This window comes from Kitasatospora sp. NPDC058218 (assembly GCF_042882445.1).
In the GTDB taxonomy this organism is placed as follows: domain Bacteria; phylum Actinomycetota; class Actinomycetes; order Streptomycetales; family Streptomycetaceae; genus Kitasatospora.
On the sequence record NZ_JBHVWC010000119.1, the window covers coordinates 1 to 15858 of the forward strand.

The 15858-nt window shown below is 73.6% G+C and carries 12 protein-coding genes, 1 tRNA gene and 1 pseudogene; 6 read left to right on the forward strand and 8 right to left on the reverse strand.

Annotation, left to right across the window (positions count from 1 at the left end; all coding sequences use genetic code 11):
- Positions 1–261, forward strand: a pseudogene (locus ACFVYI_RS41310) (ATP-dependent helicase); the annotation flags it as partial.
- Positions 262–397: 136 nt separating this feature from the next.
- The gene (locus ACFVYI_RS41315) at positions 398–775 is read left to right on the forward strand and encodes a CBS domain-containing protein (RefSeq protein ID WP_387895073.1); all 378 of its coding nucleotides are present in this window, start codon (positions 398–400) and stop codon (positions 773–775) included.
- Positions 776–1151: 376 nt separating this feature from the next.
- On the opposite strand, the gene ACFVYI_RS41320 is transcribed toward ACFVYI_RS41315, so the two are convergent.
- Positions 1152–1430, reverse strand: coding sequence for a MerR family transcriptional regulator (locus ACFVYI_RS41320; protein ID WP_387895092.1), 279 nt, complete (start codon positions 1428–1430; stop codon positions 1152–1154).
- Between the two features lie 1020 nt (positions 1431–2450).
- On the opposite strand from ACFVYI_RS41320, the gene ACFVYI_RS41325 reads away from it, so the two are divergent.
- Positions 2451–2696, forward strand: coding sequence for a hypothetical protein (locus tag ACFVYI_RS41325; protein WP_387895075.1), 246 nt, complete (start codon positions 2451–2453; stop codon positions 2694–2696).
- 324 nt (positions 2697–3020) lie between these two features.
- On the opposite strand, the gene ACFVYI_RS41330 is transcribed toward ACFVYI_RS41325, so the two are convergent.
- Both ACFVYI_RS41330 and ACFVYI_RS41335 read right to left on the reverse strand, forming a co-directional pair.
- On the reverse strand, positions 3021–5660 hold the full coding sequence (locus ACFVYI_RS41330; RefSeq protein WP_387895094.1) for a SpoIIE family protein phosphatase: 2640 nt from the start codon (positions 5658–5660) through the stop codon (positions 3021–3023).
- Between the two features lie 493 nt (positions 5661–6153).
- Positions 6154–6777, reverse strand: a complete 624-nt coding sequence (locus ACFVYI_RS41335; protein WP_387895077.1) for a TetR/AcrR family transcriptional regulator — start codon at positions 6775–6777, stop codon at positions 6154–6156.
- A gap of 340 nt (positions 6778–7117) precedes the next feature.
- Between ACFVYI_RS41335 and ACFVYI_RS41340 the strand changes: the two genes are divergently transcribed.
- The gene (locus tag ACFVYI_RS41340; RefSeq protein ID WP_387895079.1) at positions 7118–7753 is read left to right on the forward strand and encodes an HAD family acid phosphatase; all 636 of its coding nucleotides are present in this window, start codon (positions 7118–7120) and stop codon (positions 7751–7753) included.
- 142 nt (positions 7754–7895) lie between these two features.
- Here the strand turns inward: ACFVYI_RS41340 and ACFVYI_RS41345 are convergent.
- The 3 genes from ACFVYI_RS41345 to ACFVYI_RS41355 form a co-directional block, all read right to left on the reverse strand.
- A tRNA-Ile gene (locus ACFVYI_RS41345) sits at positions 7896–7969 on the reverse strand.
- Positions 7970–8151: 182 nt separating this feature from the next.
- Positions 8152–9576 carry a M1 family metallopeptidase gene (locus ACFVYI_RS41350; protein WP_387895081.1) on the reverse strand — a complete coding sequence of 475 codons (1425 nt, stop codon included), beginning with the start codon at positions 9574–9576 and terminating at the stop codon, positions 8152–8154.
- 43 nt (positions 9577–9619) lie between these two features.
- Positions 9620–10543, reverse strand: coding sequence for a M28 family peptidase (locus tag ACFVYI_RS41355; RefSeq protein WP_387895083.1), 924 nt, complete (start codon positions 10541–10543; stop codon positions 9620–9622).
- Positions 10544–10712: 169 nt separating this feature from the next.
- Between ACFVYI_RS41355 and ACFVYI_RS41360 the strand changes: the two genes are divergently transcribed.
- Both ACFVYI_RS41360 and ACFVYI_RS41365 read left to right on the forward strand, forming a co-directional pair.
- Positions 10713–11438 (forward strand): response regulator transcription factor, encoded by a 726-nt coding sequence (locus ACFVYI_RS41360; protein WP_387895085.1) that lies wholly within the window; start codon positions 10713–10715, stop codon positions 11436–11438.
- Positions 11428–13311, forward strand: a complete 1884-nt coding sequence (locus ACFVYI_RS41365; RefSeq protein ID WP_387895087.1) for a sensor histidine kinase — start codon at positions 11428–11430, stop codon at positions 13309–13311. Before ACFVYI_RS41360 ends, ACFVYI_RS41365 begins: the two co-directional genes overlap by 11 nt.
- A gap of 124 nt (positions 13312–13435) precedes the next feature.
- Here ACFVYI_RS41365 and ACFVYI_RS41370 read toward each other — a convergent pair whose 3' ends face one another.
- Positions 13436–14038: an isochorismatase family protein gene (locus tag ACFVYI_RS41370; RefSeq protein WP_387895089.1), complete on the reverse strand. Its 603-nt coding sequence runs from the start codon at positions 14036–14038 to the stop codon at positions 13436–13438.
- A 213-nt stretch (positions 14039–14251) separates the two neighbouring features.
- On the reverse strand, positions 14252–15235 hold the full coding sequence (locus ACFVYI_RS41375; protein WP_387895090.1) for a GlxA family transcriptional regulator: 984 nt from the start codon (positions 15233–15235) through the stop codon (positions 14252–14254).
- Between the last annotated feature and the right edge of the window lie 623 nt (positions 15236–15858).

Sequence of the window (15858 nt, forward strand, 5' to 3'; positions counted from 1 at the left end):
ATCACCCCCGTCACCACCCGCGTCAGCGCCGGCGACGAGGAACTGGCCCGCATCACCGGGGCCCGGGTGCCCACCGGCATCCCCACCGTGATCGCTGCCCCCGTCGTCGAGCGCCCGCGCCGCAGCACCTCCACGAGCCGCAACCGCCGCAGCCGCCCCGCCTACGCCGGCGGTGACACCGGCACGGCCGCCGTGGGCCGCGTCGGCCAGGGCTCCTCCGGCCGCCGCCGGGCACCCCGACGCGTCGCCCTCGCCGCCTAGAACCCAGGCATGGGCCCGGACCGCCGCCGCGGTCCGGGCCCACCGGACTCACCGGCGCCCGCCGCCGGCCGTCCCGCCGTCGTCAGCGCCCCGACCACCGCCGGCCCCGGCGGAAGCGACCCCAAGGAGTCCGCCCATGACCCTCACCCTCGAACGCCCCGCCGCCACCACGGTCCGCGACCTCATGACCCACCCCGAGCTCCAGATCAGCGACGACGTCATGCTCGACGTGGCGATTCACATCCTCCACGGCTCCGGCGCCGACCACCTCCTGGTCCGCGACGACGACGGCCGCTGCGCGGGCCTCCTGACCCGGCGGCACCTCGCCCCGTTCCAGGCCCGCTCCCGGACCACCGCACGGACCCCGGTACGCGACATCGTCCTCGACCGGGCCCCGTTCGCCACCCCCGACATGCCCGCCGCCACCGCGGCAGCCGCCATGCGCGCCCGCGGCCTGGCCGTGTGGCCGGTCGTCGACCACGACGGCCACGCCATCGGCCTGCTCACCCTCTGAAACCGCCCACCGGCTCACGCACCACGCCCCCTTCCCACCGGCTCGGTCCCGCGTTGCGCAACCCGCGACCCTTGCGCGGTGCTGCACGAGCCGGGGGTCCCCACCGCTGCGAGGGTCACACCACCGGGGCGGTGTCCGGGGGTCGCGTCACGCGCGTTGTGTGCTGAACCCACGCACTGGCGGCGGGGTACACGTCATGACCCGGGCAGAACGGCACTGGACACCCCCGGGCTTGCACTCCGACGGGGCGAGGGCGATGAGCCGTCGTATCGGACGGTGCCGGCGGTCGAAGGGCTGGGGTGCTCGTGTCCGGGGCGGCCTGCGGTGAGCACGGTGTCGCTCACCGCGGGCCGGTCTCGTCGGCCTGGTGGGTGGGTCAGGTGTCGGCTGCGGGTTCCTGTCCGGCGTCGCGGCGGAGCTGTTCGTTGATGCGCAGGGCCTCTTCGAGCTGGTCTTCGAGGATGATGATGCGGCAGGCGGCGTCGATGGGGGTGCCCTGGTCGACGAGGTCGCGGGCGCGCATGGCGATCCGTAGTTGGTAGCGGGAGAAGCGGCGGTGTCCGCCCTCGGAGCGCAGGGGTGTGATGAGGCCCTGGTCGCCGAGGGCGCGTAGGAAGCCGGGGGTGGTGCCGGTCATCTCGGCGGCGCGGCCCATGGTGTAGGCGGGGTAGTCGTCGTCGTCGAGGGAGTCGGGGGTGTGCGGTCGAATGGTTGCCGTGGTCACTGCACCTCTTCTTGTTGTTGTGTCCGGAGACGCGCTGAGGGGCCCCGGGGCCATAGCGGCTCCCGGGGCCCCGAAGGGTTTTACACCATCTACCGGCTCTGGGGCCGGGTTCCTTGTGTCCGCACAGCCCCGGGGGAGGGGGTGTGCGGGGATCGCGTATGCGTGACCGGAAACCACCGTCCTTGCCTTGGGGTCTACGGAGTCCGCCCGGGCTGATTCCTCACGGGCCGGGCGATCCTGATGGCGCGCTGTCCCTCCATTCATCCTCTGTACTGGCTGGTTACTGCGAACTGCGGGTACGTCCAACTGCCTGGTCATGCGACCTGCTCGGTACTGCTCGTACCGGTACTGCGGTACTGCGAACTGCTTGGTCGTGCCAACTACCCGGTACTGCTGTGGCGGTCCCTGGCGGTCCCGCCGACTCCGGCAGCCAGCCCCGTCGCCCGTCCTGCTCAACCTGCTCGGCTTGGAACCCCACTGCCGGACTCCCGGCACGCGCGCCCGCAGTCTGGGCGCCTTCACCGGGATACCGCGTACTGCGACTGCCGGTACCACTCAACTGAACTTCACCTACGGGCACCGCTCCTGCTGAACCGCGGTACCGCTCGATGGCGGCCCCTGATACCTGCGGGCCGCCCGGCCCGGCCGCCGGTCCTGTCGCCTCACTGCACCAACCCTGGCTTCAGGACCCTGCAACCGTGCCGACCTGCGCACTTCTGTACTGCTGCCCGCCAGTTCGTGTCTGGCGGGTACCGCTCGACTGCTGTCTACGAGAGAAACACTAACCACGGTGCGCGGCAATGTCTACTCCGGCGGGCACAGATTTTTCGATGCCGGTCGGGGAGGTAGTCTGCGCCCCGCATGCGGTGGAGCGGCCGGTCGCCGCAGCCGCACCAGGACGGAGGGCGCCGCGTCCGGCGGCCAGGACCACGAGTGAAAGGGAGGCGAGCGGTGGAAGGGCCAGGCCGCGCGGCGGCGCGTACCCCCGACCCCCATACCCAGGCGTCGCTGGCCGCGGCCATCGCCGAGGCGGTGCGAGACCGGGACGAGCGGGTCCTGCGCCGGCTGCTGGCACGTTTTGCCGAGCAGGCCGCCATCACGGACCTGCCCGCCCTGCGAGACGCCCTCGACGCCACCGGTCAGTACGGCGACCGCCCCGCCCGCGCATGCCCACCCGGGGCCGGCTCCGAACCGTGACCAGCAGCGGCCCCGCTGCCTCGACGCCAGGGGCGCTCGCATTCCCCAGCGTGAACTCTCCGTCCAGCGCCGTTACGGCACCGCGTTCCGCTCGCTGGTCGATATGGAGCGCGAGGCGACTCGGCTGGCCCGGGCCGCGCAGCGACTCGGGGACATTGCCCGCGCAGGGCTTGGATCCGGGGATCTCGAGCCTGGCGGTGCGTGAGCCGGGGTCTGCGGATTGCTTGTGGTGGCGGAGAGGCGAGGGCCGCGGTGCGGTCGACGGCGGCCGGCCGGCCGGGCCGGCGGCGCCGGGCGGCAGCGCGGGGGTGCTCGTGGGGCGGGCTACAGCAGCATCGCCTCGAACTGGACCGCGGGGGCGATCAGGGCCTGTTCGGACCAGATGACCTTGCCCCGGGCCGTGTACCTGGTGCCCCAGCGCTCGGCCATCTGGGCGACCAGGAACAGGCCCCGGCCGCCCTCGTCCGTGGTGGCGGCGTAGCGCAGGTGCGGGGCGGTGCTGCTGCCGTCGGAGACCTCGCAGACCAGGCTGGTGTCGCGCAGCATGCGGACCCGGACCGGCTGGGTGCCGTAGCGGATGGCGTTGGTGATCAGTTCGCTGAGGATCAGCTCGGTGGTGAAGGTGAGGTCCTCCAGGCCCCACGCGGTCAGCTGGTCGGCGCACTCGGCGCGGGTGCGGGAGACGGCGGCGAAGTCGTCGGGTACGTCCCAGGTGGCGACCTGGTCGGGCTCGAACAGGTGGGTGCGGGCGACGAGGAGCGCGATGTCGTCGCCCGGGCGTGGCGGGACCAGCGCGTCGAAGACCGCTCCGCAGGTCTCCTCGGGGGATCGGCCGGCCCGGGGGGCGGTCAGTGCGGCGCGCAGTGCGGCGAGCCCGTGGTCCAGGTCGCGGTCGCGGGTCTCGACCAGCCCGTCGGTGTAGAGGACCAGCGTGGTGCCGGGGGCCAGCTGGAGTTCGGTGGTCTCGAAGGGCAGGCCGCCCACGCCGAGGGGCGGGCCGGCGGGCAGGTCGACGAGTTCCACGGTGCCGTCGGTGTGCACCAGTGCGGGCGGTGGGTGGCCGGCCCGGGCCATGGTGCAGTGTCCGGAGACCGGGTCGTAGATCGCGTACAGGCAGGTGGCGCCCGTGACGGCCGCTCCTTCGTCCTCGGTGTCGCCTTCGACGGCGGCCTCGCCCTGGTCGAGTCGGGCGACCAGGTCGTCGAGGCGGGCGATCAGCTCGTCCGGGGGCAGGTCGAGGGCGGAGAAGTTGAGCACGGCGGTGCGCAGCCGGCCCATCGTGGCGGCGGCGTGCAGGCCGTGGCCGACGACGTCGCCGACCACGAGTGCCACGCGGAAGCCGGCCAGCGGGATGACGTCGAACCAGTCCCCGCCCACTCCCTGCTGCGCCGGCAGGTAGCGGTAGGCGACGTCCAGGGCGCCCTGCTGGGGCAGGCCGCGGGGCAGCAGGCTGCGCTGGAGCGTCTCGGCCATCCGGTGCTCGCGGGTGTAGCGGCGGGCGTTGTCGACGGTGACCGCCGCGCGGGCGACCAGCTCCTCGGCGAAGGAGACGTCCTCCGGTCCGAACGGCTCGGACTCCCCCGCGCGCCAGAAGTTGACCATGCCCAGGATCAGGCCGCGTGCCTGCAGCGGCGCGGAGATCAGCGAGTGGATCCCGTACGCGAGCATCCGGTCGGCGGACTCCGGGTCGCGCGCCCGCCAGTCGGGCTCCCGGCTCAGGTCGGCGGCGAGCGTGGCGCGCCCGCTCTCCAGGGCGGCGCCCTCCGGTGTGCCGGGGGGAAGGCTGATCTGCGCGCCCACGGGGTAGAGGGGCTGGTCGTCCCGGATGCCGCTGACGGCCGTGCGGCGGATCGGCGGGCCCGACGCGGTGCCGGCGCCGGGGAGCGGTTCGTCACCGAGCAGCACCGGGTCGGCCAGCTCGACCGTGGCGAAGTCCGCGAACCGGGGGACCGCCACGTCGGCCAGCTCCTGCGCGGTCCGCACGATGTCCAGGGTGGTGCCGACCCACAGCCCGGCGTCGTAGAGCAGTTGCAGCCTGGTCCGGTCCGCCTCGGCCTGCCCGGCCAGCGCCTGCAGCTCGGTGGTGTCCCGGATGGTCACGACGCTGCCGGGCCCCGCGCCGAACGGCGCGGTCGGACGGCTGTTGACGGCGAGCAGCCGGTCCTTGGCCTGGTGCACCTCGTCGGTGGCGGCCCGCCCGGACGCCAGCAGCTCGGTCAGGCCGGGGTCCAGCCCCAGCTCGGTGACCGGCCGCCCCTCCACCTCGGGCGGCAGCTCCAGCAGCCGCCGGGCCTCGTCGTTCGCCAGCAGCACCCGGGCGTCCGCGTCGACGATCAGCACACCCTCGCGGACCGCGTGCAGCACCGCGTCGTGGTGCTCGTACATCCGCGTCATCTCGGACGGGCCCAGGCCGTGCGTCTGGCGGCGCAACCGCCGTCGCGCCAGCACCGCCCCGGCCGTGCCCGCGGCGAGCGCGGCGGCCGCCCCGCCGAGCAGGACCGGCAGCTGGCGGCTCACCGCGCCGCTGGTGTGCGCGACGGTGTAGCCCACCGACACCAGCCCAGCGACCGAACCGTCCGGCCTGGTGGCCGGCGCGGTGGTGTCCACGACCCGTCCGACGGGGGTGGCGAAGCTGCTGGTGAACGGCCCATGGAACGCCGCCCCGTACGCGCCGACGACGTGGGTCCCGATCTCCTCGGGGTCGGGCGCCGTGTAGGCGATCCCCTCGGGGCTGAAGATCACGACGTAGTCGAAGCCGCCGATCTTCCTGACGTCCTCGGCCAGCGGCTGCAGCGTGGCCGACGGGTCGGCGCTGTCCAGGGCGGTCACCACCATGGGGACCTGCGCCAGGGTGACCGCCGCGGCCCGCGTGCGCTGCGCGGCCGCACTCGTGCTGTTGTTGTGCGCCTGGAGGATGAGCGCCGTCAGCGCGGCGCCGATCAGCAGCACCACCACGATCAGCATCCACAGGAACACCTGCCCGGCGACACTGCGCACCCGCAGCCAGGAGGGCAGCCGACGCCAGGGCGACCGGCGCTGCGCCGCTTCGCCCGTGTCCTCGCCGCCGAGGCCCTGGCTGGTCTCTCGCCGCACTGGCTGGGCTCTCCCTGCATCCGGGCCGTCCCCGCACAACCGAGTCTTTCCTCACACGCTGCCACCTGGCCCGCGGACGTGCATGTCCGAAGGTGCGCCGGCCCGGTCCGGCCCGGTTCGTTCGCCTGGGCTCCCGGCGCGTCGCCGGTGATCGGCCGGGCGCCCGGCTCGGCGCTGCCGCCGCGGCTCCCGGCCGGGACGGGCCGGTGGCGGTCGCCCCTCGACGGCGCGGTACGACGGGCCCGCCGGCCGGGGCGCCGATCACGCTGCGTCGCGGTGTGGATCGCGCTGCGTCCGGAGTGCCGATCACGCTGCGTCCCGGGCCGCGGCACCCACCGGCCGGGGCCGCCGGTGGCCGGGGCCGTCAGCCGTCGTGGGTGGCCCGAAGGCCGTCGAGGGTCTCCTCGAAGCTGCGGATCAGTGCGGCGAGGCCGGTCTCGAAGGCCCGCTCGCGGAAGTCGTCCGGGGCGTTGAGCAGGGGTTCGAGCCCGGGCGGGAGGGTCTCGGCCGTCCAGCCCGCATCGGCCGGGCGGCCGAGGTGGAGGGCCGATCCGATCAGGAGGTACTCCAGGGACTGCACGACCGGGAGCACGTGCTCCTCCGGCCAGCCGGCCGCCCGCAGTACGGCGAACGCGCACGCGTACCCCCGCAGGGCGGCGGCGGACCGGGTCGGCCGGGAGGCCAGCAGCGGGACCGTGTGCGGATGGCGGGCGAGGGCGGCGCGGTACGAGCGGGCCCAGGCGTCCAGGGCGGCGGTCCACGGCCGGACGGCCGGGTCGAGGTCCATCTCGGCGACGATGAGGTCGCCGATGCCGGCGACGATCTCGTCGCGACTGGAGACGTAGTTGTAGAGCGACGGTCCCTTGACGCCGAGCCGGGCCGCGATGCGGGTGGTGGAGAGCGCGTCGGCGCCCTCCTCGTCGATCAGGGCGAGGGCGGCTCGCATGATCCCGTCCCGGGTCAGCAGCGGCCGCGGCGGCCTGCCCATTGCTGTTCGTCCTCTCGCCAGCTGTTTGTTACCCCCGGGTATTGGCTCGCGCCGTTGACTAGTGTACGTTCTCGCCCAGGTAAAACTACTGGCTCTAGTTTTAGGGGGCGTCCGGTGGATCGCGCCTGACGCCCCCTGCGGGTACCGGGTCCGACCGGCGGGGTGCCCCGCCCTCCGCCGTCCCGGTCGGACGCCGCCCGGGTTCCTTCCGCGGGGCCCTGTCGGCATGCGGCCTGGCATGCCCTTGACACCCTTCTCCCGCGGTCGCGACGCGTGCCGACGGTCGCCCCCACTGCCACCCCGACCGACGATCCACCAGACGAAAGGCCACGTTCCCGATATGAGCATCAAGGCACGGCTCGTCGCCGCAGCGGCCCTGACGGCCGCGATCACCGCCGGTCTCGCCACCCCCGCGGTCGCCGCTCCCAAGGCCCCGACGGTCCCGGCCGCCCCGGTGCAGGCGCCGGCCGCCGCCGCGAGCAGCGGCACGGTGACCGAGGCCCAGTGGCTGGCCGACGTGAGCGCCGCGATCGCGCCGGCCCGCGCGTACGTCGAGCAGCGCACGGCCGAGCCGACGAACGAGAAGCCCGCGATCGTGTTCGACATCGACAACACGACGCTCGCGACGCACTTCCACCCGTTCGCGATGTCGGGCATCGCACCGGTGGTGGAGCTGGCGCAGTACGCCCACGCCCGGGGCGTCGCGATCATCTTCGTCACCGCGCGAGTGGACTTCATCGACGCGATCACCCGGCACAGCCTGACCGAGGCCGGCTACACCGTGGACGAGCTGCACGGGCGTGACCTGTGCGATCTCTTCAAGCCGGTCCAGCGGTACAAGACGGACGAGCGGATCGAGGTCGAGAACGAGGGCTACACGATCATCGCCAGCGTCGGCAACAACTGGACCGACCTGGGTGGCGGCCACGCCGAGCGGACCTTCAAGCTGCCGGACTACGACGGCCTGCTCTCCTGACCCACCGCGCCGGGGCGGCCCGCACCGTCCGGGGCCGCCCTGCGCGCCGGGCCCGGACGGCACGGGCGAGCCGGCACGGGCGGCGCGGAAGGGGCGGCAGAGACAAGTGAACCCCCGGACCGTGGTCCGGGGGTTCCATCGGTGGGCCTAACAGGACTTGAACCTGTGGCCTCTTCCTTATCAGGGAAGCGCTCTAACCGTCTGAGCTATAGGCCCGCGTCGATGTTGCCCGCCAACATTACCACCGCCGACGCCGCGCCCGCGCCGACCGGCGGCCGCACCCGGAAGGCCTCGCGCGGGACGGGCGCCCCGGGCCGGCCGGACGGAACGGGTGTCCGGACCGGTCGCGGGGACGACGCCCGGCGGTGATCACCGGGTCCCGCCCCCGGGGCGCGGCATCACCGGTCGGTGAGCGGGGTCAGGCGGCCCGGGTAGAGGTACTCCTGCGAGGGGATGGTCGTCCCGTGGGCCCAGGCGCCGAAGAAGCCCTTGAGGTCCTTGCCCGACACCCTCGCCGCCAGGGCCTCGAACTGCGGGAACGAGGCGTTGCCGTGGGCGTGGTCGCGGGTCCAGCGCCGGAGCGTGTCGAAGAAGGCGGTGTCGCCGACGGTCCGCCGCAGCGCGTGGAGCATCAGGGAGCCCTTGTAGTAGAGGGCGGAGTCGAGTTCCTTGCCCTGACCGGGGTCGTAGAGCTTCGTGGACCAGTACGACGGCTTGTCCCTGTTCTCCTTCACCAGGCCGGCGTAGACGGCGTCGATGTCACTGCCCTTGTGCTCCTCCCACAGCTGGTTGGCGTACTGGGCGAAACACTCGGCGATGCAGCCGTCGCGCCAGTCGGTGAACGACACGCTGTCGCCGAACCACTGGTGGGCGACCTCGTGGACCAGCGCGGAGTCGTAGAGGCCGCCGGTGATGGTGGGTCGGCTCTGCGTCTCCAGGGAGAGCGCGCGGCGGCCGGGCTCCGGTGGCCAGCCGACGACGACGGCGCCGGCCGAGGAGAACGGGTACGGGCCGAACGTCGAGGTCAGGAAGGAGAGGATCCTCAGCTGCTCGGTCTCCGCCGCCGGGTCGATCTCCACGTCCGGGCTGTACGCCGTGATGACCGGCGTGCCGTCGGGCAGCTCCGACCGGTGGACGGTGAACCGGTCGATGGCGACCGTACTGGCGTAGGTCACCATCGGCCGGTCCTCGTGCCAGCGGAACGTCGTCCTGCCGTTCTCACGGGTGGTCGGCCCGGGCAGGCCGTTGCCGACGGCCGTCCAGCCGTCCGGGACGGTCGCGGTGAGGGCGAAGGTGGCCTTGTCGGAGGGGTGGTCGTTGGACGGGTACCAGGAGGTCGCGGAGTGCGGCTCGCCCGCCGCGTGCGCGCCGCCGCCCGTCAGGGGGCGCCAGCCCTCGGGGTCGGGCCGGCCGGCGTACGTCACCCGGACGTCGAAGGCGCTGCCCCTGGCCACCCGGCGGGCGGGTTCGACGTCCAGCTTGTGCGAGCCGGAGCGCGTGAACGACTTCGCCGGTGTGCCGTTCACGGTGACGGCGGAGACCTCGAAGCCCTTCAGGTCCAGCGAGAAGCGGTCCAGGGACCGGACGGCACGGGCGGTGACGGTCGTGTCGCCGTCCAGGTGGTCGGCGCGGGCCGGGTCGTACGCGATCCGGACGTCGTAGTGCGCCACGTCGTACCCGGCGTTGCCGTCCTCGGGGAAGTACGGGTCCCCGATGCCGCCCGCGGCCGAGGCGGGAACGGCCGTCAGGGCGACGCCGAGGACGGCGGCGGCGACGGCCGGCACGGTGGTGGTCGGGCGGCGGCGGTGCGGTAGTCCGCGCATCTCTGTCTCCTGGTGGGTCGGGTGGTCGGCGGTGGTCGGGTGCTCAGCCGCGGGCGGCGGGGGCGGTGGCGGCGAGCTGCCACACCACGCCGATCAGGGCGTTGGTGCTGGTCGCCTCCGTCGCCGGGTCGACGTTGGCGAGGTCGTCGCACGCCTGGTGGATGCAGTCCGAGATGCCGGTGCTGAAGCCGGACGACGGGATGCCGGCCTTCCCGAAGGACTCGTGGTCCGAGCCGCCGACGCCGATGTCGAAGGTGGCCAGGCCCCGGGCGGCGAACCAGGCCTCGAACGCCTGCTGCGCCGTGGTCTCACCGTGCTGGTCGTCGTGGACCACGAGCCACTGCCGGGTGTTCCTGCTGCCGGCCTGGTCGAGGTTGAGATAGACGTCGATCGCCTTCCGGTCGGCGGGGGAGAGGCCGTTGACGTAGTCGGCCGAACCGACCAGCCCCTGCTCCTCCGCCCCCCACCACGCGAAGCGCAGGTGCCGGGCGGGCTTCAGGCGGGCCTCGGCCACCCGGAGGGCGGTGGTCAGGACGGCGGCGGCGCCCGAGCCGTTGTCGTTGATCCCCGGGCCCGCCGCGACGCTGTCCAGGTGCGCGCCGGAGAGCAGTACGTGGTTCGGGTCGCCGCCCGGCCAGTCGGCGATCAGGTTGTAGCCCTCCGCGCCGCCGAAGGAGAAGCGGCGCAGCTCGGTGTGGAAGCCGGCCCGGTTCAGCGCGTGCCGCATGTAGGCCACCGACTCCGCGTACCCGCGGGTGCCGTGTGCGCGGTTGCCGCCGTTGCGGTCGGCGATCCGCTGCAGGGCCCGCAGGTGCGGCATCACGTCCTCCTCCGACACGGTCGGCGCGGCGGGGGTCCGGGCCCCCGTGACGGTCCCGGCCGTCGCCGCGGCGGCGGGCACGGTGGACAGCAGCAGAACCGCCCCGACCACGTGGGCGGTGAAGGACAGCAGGCGGGAGGAGGGCATCGACGGGGACCTTCCGACGGGGGACCGGGGCACGCGCCCCGGCTGACACCGCCACACTGGTCCGCCGGTGTCAGGAAGTTGTCGGGAAGCGGTACGGATCCCGTCCGCCGTCGCCGCCGACCGGCCCACCAGGGGGAACGCCCTCCGGGCGCGTTCTACGATCGAGCGCATGTGCGCACATGTCGTGGTCGCCGAGGACGATCCCAAGCAGGCCGACCTGGTCCGCCTGTACCTGGAGCGGGAGGGGCACCGCGTCGTCGTCGTCCACGACGGCCGGGCCGCGCTGGAACAGGCCCGCAGGGGCCCGGCCGAACTGCTGGTCCTCGACGTGATGATGCCCGTCATGGACGGGCTCGACGTCTGCCGCGCCCTGCGCGCGGAGTCCGCCCTCCCGGTGCTGATGCTGACCGCCCGCACCACCGAGGAGGACCTCCTGCTCGGCCTCGACCTCGGCGCCGACGACTACCTCACCAAGCCCTACAGCCCCCGGGAGCTCGTCGCCCGGGTCCGCGCCCTGCTGCGCCGCGGCGCCCGGGTGCTCCCCCCGGAGGCCCCCGGACCGGCCGCGCCGGTCGCCCGGCCCCTCACCGTCGGCTCCCTCACCGTCGACCCCCTGCGCCACGAGGTCACCGCGGACGGACGGCCCGTCAGCTGCACGCCCGCCGAGTTCCGGCTGCTGGAGGTGCTGGCCGCCCAGCCGGGCCGGGTCTTCACCCGGGCCCAGCTGCTGGAGCACCTGCACGGCATCGACCGGTACATCACCAACCGCACCGTCGACACCCACGTGATGAACCTGCGCCGCAAGATCGAACCGCATCCGCGCCGCCCCGCCAGTCTCCTGACGGTGTACGGCATCGGCTACAAGCTCGCGGAGGGGCCGCGCGGTGCGTCGTGACACCCCGCTGCGCCGTAGCCTGCTGGTCCGACTGCTCGCCCTCTCCGCCCTGGTCTCCCTCTGCTCGATCGCCGCGACGGCCTGGCTGGCCGCCCGCACCACCACGGGCGCGATCAAGCAGGAGCAGACCCAGGCCCTCGCCGACCACACCCGGATCTACGACGAACTTCTCGGCTACGCCGCGACGCACCCGGACTGGTCCGGTGCGCAGGCGACCGTACGGCGGCTCGCGGCCGACACCGGGCAGCGCATCGTGCTGGCCACGTCGCGGTTCGAACCGGTCATCGACTCCGGGTCCGCCCCGGACCGGGCCGCCGGGCCTGCCGCGCCGCCGGGGCCCGTCGGGTCCGGTGCGACGCCCACCGGCGACTCCCGGGACGCCGCCGCCGACCGGACCGCACTGCCCCGCACACCCACCACCACCGTCGACCCGCTCTCGGTCGACGTCGCGATGCTGCCCGACGCTCCCGGCGACCGGATCGACGCCCGCGCCGTGGGCCCGTTCCGGCTGACGCCCGCCGAGCGCGCGACCCTGGAGGAGGCCCTGCTGAAGCAGGCCGACTGCCTGCGGTCGGTGCTCGGGACCGAGGCGACCGTCGTCGACGACCACGCCGGGCGACCGCACCTGCGGACCGCCGACGACCGCGCGCCCGACGTGCGCTGCACGTCCCCCGTGGTGCTGACGGCTCCGACCCGCACCGAGAGCGCGGCGCTCGCCGACCTCACCGGGCTCGTCAACGCCTGCCTCGAACGCCAGCAGATCGGCCCGGTCACGCTGCCGCTCGGCCTGCAGCGGGCCCCGTCGCGCGACCCGCAGCAGGAGCAGGTGATCTCCGCCTGCCTCGCCAACGCCCGTCGGCAACAGCTCGTCCAGTACGTGGCGCCCCCGGTGCTGCTGTTCGTCGGAGCTCCCGGCGGCGCCCGGGACACGGCGCCCGCTCTGACCGCCACCCACCGCGGCCGCGTCACCGAGGTCGCCGCCCTGGTGCTGGTCCTCACCGTGGCCGTCACCGCGGCGGTCGGCCGCCGGCTCTCCCGGCCGCTGCACGCGCTCACCCACGCCGCCCGGAGGATGGCCGACGGGGACCTCTCGGCCCGGGTCGACGTGACCGGCCGCAACGAGATCGCCGGACTGGCCGCCGCCTTCAACGCCATGGCGGAGCGGCGCGGGCACCTGGAGGAACTGCGCAAGGCGATGGTGGGCGACATCGCGCACGAGCTGCGCACCCCGCTCAGCAACATCAGGGGCTGGCTGGAGGCGGTCGAGGACGGCGTCGCGGTCGCCGACCGGGCGCTGACGGGCTCACTGCTGGAGGAGGCCCTGCTGCTCCAGCACCTCATCGACGACCTGCGGGACCTCGCCGCCGCCGACGCCGGCGAGCTGGCCCTGCACCGCGAACCCGTGGACGCCGAGGACCTGCTCGGCCAGGTCGCCACCGCGCACGGGGCCCAGGCGCAGGCGTCCGGCGTGACCCTGGTCGTCGAAGCGGCCGGGGCGGACTGCCCCGAGGTCTTCGCCGACCCGGTGCGCCTGCGCCAGGCCGTGGGCAACCTGGTCGCCAATGCCGTCCGGCACACCCCGGCCGGCGGCACGGTCACCCTGCGGGCCCGCACCGAGGCGGGCAGCCTGCTCATCGAGGTCGCCGACACCGGCAGCGGCATCGCCGAGGCGGACCTGCCGTTGGTGTTCGAGCGCTTCTGGCGGGCCGAGAAGTCCCGCAACCGGCAGACCGGCGGCAGCGGTCTCGGCCTCGCCATCGTCCGCAAGCTCGCGGAGATCCACGGCGGCAGCGTCGGCGTGGCCGGCGCCCCGGGCGGGGGAGCGGTGTTCTCGGTGCGCCTCCCGCTCGGGCCGCCGGACCCGGGCGTCTGAGCGGGAGCCGGCCGGGAGGTCCGCCGAAGCGGCGCCCGGGCACGTCCACCGGACCCGGCGTCCAGGGCCCGGGACGGGCCGCCGGTGGCGACGGCCGGTCGGCCGCCACCACCGGCGGCCGGGGTCAGACGGCGAGGTGGTCGACCGTGGGGACCACGACGCCGAAGAGATCGGTGATGGTGGTCAGGCTCGCCCGCTGCAGGTCGGCGGCCGGCACGAGGCCGCCGTCGGGCGCGGTCAGGGACCGGGTGGCGGTCGCCTCGGCGACGACGGTGGGCCGGTAGCCGAGGTGGAAGGCCCCCTGGGCGGTGAAGGTGACGCACATGTGGGTCATGAACCCGGCCAGCACCAGATCGAGCCCGGCGCCCAGGTCGCGCAGCGTCTTCTCCAGGTCGGTGCGGTGGAAGGCGTCGGGGAACTGCTTGACGACCACCGGTTCGCCGTCGATCGGCGCGACCTCGGGGCTGATCGCCCCGATCTCGGCCCGGATGTCGTAGGGGGTGCCCTCGCCGCCGTCGTTGACGATGTGGACGACCCGGGCGCCGGCCGAGCGGGCGGCGGCGAGCAGGCGGGCCCCGGCGGCCAGGGCGGGCTCGACGCCTTCGAGGGCCATGACGCCGCGGCGGTAGGTGTTCTGGAAGTCGATCATGACCAGGGTGCTCTCGCCGAGGCGGGGCAGCGTGCTGTCGAGGCCGATGACGTCACGCAGGGGCGTGGAGGCAGACATGGGTGAGAGGTGTCCTTTCGGGCAGGAGACGGATTCGGTCGGGAGGCGGATATACGGGAGGAGAGAGATAAGTAGACGGATGGGTCAGGAGACGGATATCGGGAGCCGGGCCCCGGGAAACGGGCATGGCGAGGCCGCGACGGCGACGGCTCGCCCTCGGGGGCGGGAAATCGGGTCGGTCGGGGGACCGGGTTGCTCAGGGGACCGGGTCGGTCAGGACGTGGTGCGGAAGCGGCGGCGGTAGGAGGCCGGGGTGGTGTTGATCTGCTTGCGGAAGGCGCGATGCAGGGTCTCCACCGAGCCCACCCCGGTGGCTGCCGCGATCTGCTCCAGTGGCTGGTCGGTGGTCTCCAGCAGGCGGCGTGCCGCCTCGACCCGGGCCGCCTCCACATAGGCGGCCGGGCTGGTGCCGGTCTCCTGGCGGAAGACCCGGGCGAAATGGCGCTCGCTCAGGCACATCCGCCCGGCCAGTACGGATGCCGACAGGTCCTCGTCGAGGTGCTCGTTGATGAACACGCGCAACTCGTCGATGTCCCTGCGGGCCGGGGCGGGCCGGCTCAGCGGCACGCTGAACTGGCTCTGGCCGCCCTGCCGCCGCAGGTACATCACCAGCTGTCGGGCCACGGCCAGGGCCAGGTCCTCGCCGTGGTCCTCGGCGACCAGGGCGAGCGCCAGATCCATGCAGGTGCTGATGCCCGCGCCGGTCCACACCCGGCCCGAGCGGACGAAGATCGGGTCGGCATCGACCCTCACCTGCGGGTGTTCGGCCGCGAGTTGGGCCGCGGTCGACCAGTGGGTGGTCGCCCGCCGACCGTCCAGCAGCCCGGCGGCCGCGAGCAGGTGCGCTCCCACGCACACCGAGGCGATCCGCCGTGCGTGCGGAGCCGTCGCCTTCACCCATTCCACGACGGTGTCGTCGACGCGGGCCACCGGGCCGTCCGGGTGCAGGTCCACCGCGCCGGGCACCAGCAGTGTGTCCACTGCGGCACCCACCTCGGCGAAGGAGAGGTCCGCCAGCAGGCGCACCCCGGCCGACGTGACGACCGGGCCGGCCTCGGGGCCGGCCAGGCGGACCTCGTAGCCCGCCCGGCCGTCGGTCTCCCGGTTGGCCAGGGCGAAAACCTCGGCCGGGCCGGTGACGTCGAGCAGGTCGACGTCGGGGAAGACCGCGATGACGACACGGTGTGGAGTGGGCATGCATTCATCGTCAGGGCAGCGCCTGGATGACCGCAATGACGGCGATCTGTCACATCCGGCCACCGGGCGGGGCCCTCGTGTTCCAAGGAGCGGCCTCGGGCGAGGAACACCACCCCGAACCGGGCCGGCCTGGGCGTTTGCCCCTGCCGCCGAGGGCGGGTAGTGTTACCTGGTCGCTCGGCAGGGAGCACCGGACACGCAATCGCGCGGACGGTCCCGGGGCGGCCAATCCTCTTGATCACCACCTCTCTTCTCGGCTGAGTCGTGCTTCGGCGCGCCTCCGCTCGAATTGCTGTGCGGGTTTAAGTCGGTTGCGGTCGGATTCGCTTTGTGAAGCGCGGTTCGGCTAGAGTTCGAGACGTCGAAGAGGTCCCCGGACCGATAATTCGACAAAGCCTCCTGAGGAGCTCAGGCGCAGAAAGACACGGCAGAGCGATCTGCTAGAGTCGGAAGCGCCGAAAGGCCGAAGGAAAGCAAATCGGATGAACGAAGCACCGGTAAACGGAGCGGAAAACATCTGGTAAGCTGGAAACACGAAAGAACGAAGCGCCCGGAGGGCCCGCTGGAAGGCGGTCCGAAGGAAGTGTCCGTTCCTTGAGAACTCAACAGCGTGCCAAAAGTCA

What these genes read in the sequence shown, in the direction of transcription:
- ACFVYI_RS41315 (WP_387895073.1), top strand. Translation starts at nt 398, where the DNA reads ATGACCCTCACCCTCGAACGCCCCGCCGCCACCACGGTCCGCGACCTC.
- ACFVYI_RS41320 (WP_387895092.1), bottom strand. Translation starts at nt 1,430, where the DNA reads ATGGGCCGCGCCGCCGAGATGACCGGCACCACCCCCGGCTTCCTACGC.
- ACFVYI_RS41330 (WP_387895094.1), bottom strand. Translation starts at nt 5,660, where the DNA reads ATGCTGATCGTGGTGGTGCTGCTGATCGGCGCCGCGCTGACGGCGCTC.
- ACFVYI_RS41335 (WP_387895077.1), bottom strand. Translation starts at nt 6,777, where the DNA reads ATGGGCAGGCCGCCGCGGCCGCTGCTGACCCGGGACGGGATCATGCGA.
- ACFVYI_RS41340 (WP_387895079.1), top strand. Translation starts at nt 7,118, where the DNA reads ATGAGCATCAAGGCACGGCTCGTCGCCGCAGCGGCCCTGACGGCCGCG.
- ACFVYI_RS41350 (WP_387895081.1), bottom strand. Translation starts at nt 9,576, where the DNA reads ATGCGCGGACTACCGCACCGCCGCCGCCCGACCACCACCGTGCCGGCC.
- ACFVYI_RS41355 (WP_387895083.1), bottom strand. Translation starts at nt 10,543, where the DNA reads ATGCCCTCCTCCCGCCTGCTGTCCTTCACCGCCCACGTGGTCGGGGCG.
- ACFVYI_RS41360 (WP_387895085.1), top strand. Translation starts at nt 10,713, where the DNA reads ATGTGCGCACATGTCGTGGTCGCCGAGGACGATCCCAAGCAGGCCGAC.
- ACFVYI_RS41370 (WP_387895089.1), bottom strand. Translation starts at nt 14,038, where the DNA reads ATGTCTGCCTCCACGCCCCTGCGTGACGTCATCGGCCTCGACAGCACG.
- ACFVYI_RS41375 (WP_387895090.1), bottom strand. Translation starts at nt 15,235, where the DNA reads ATGCCCACTCCACACCGTGTCGTCATCGCGGTCTTCCCCGACGTCGAC.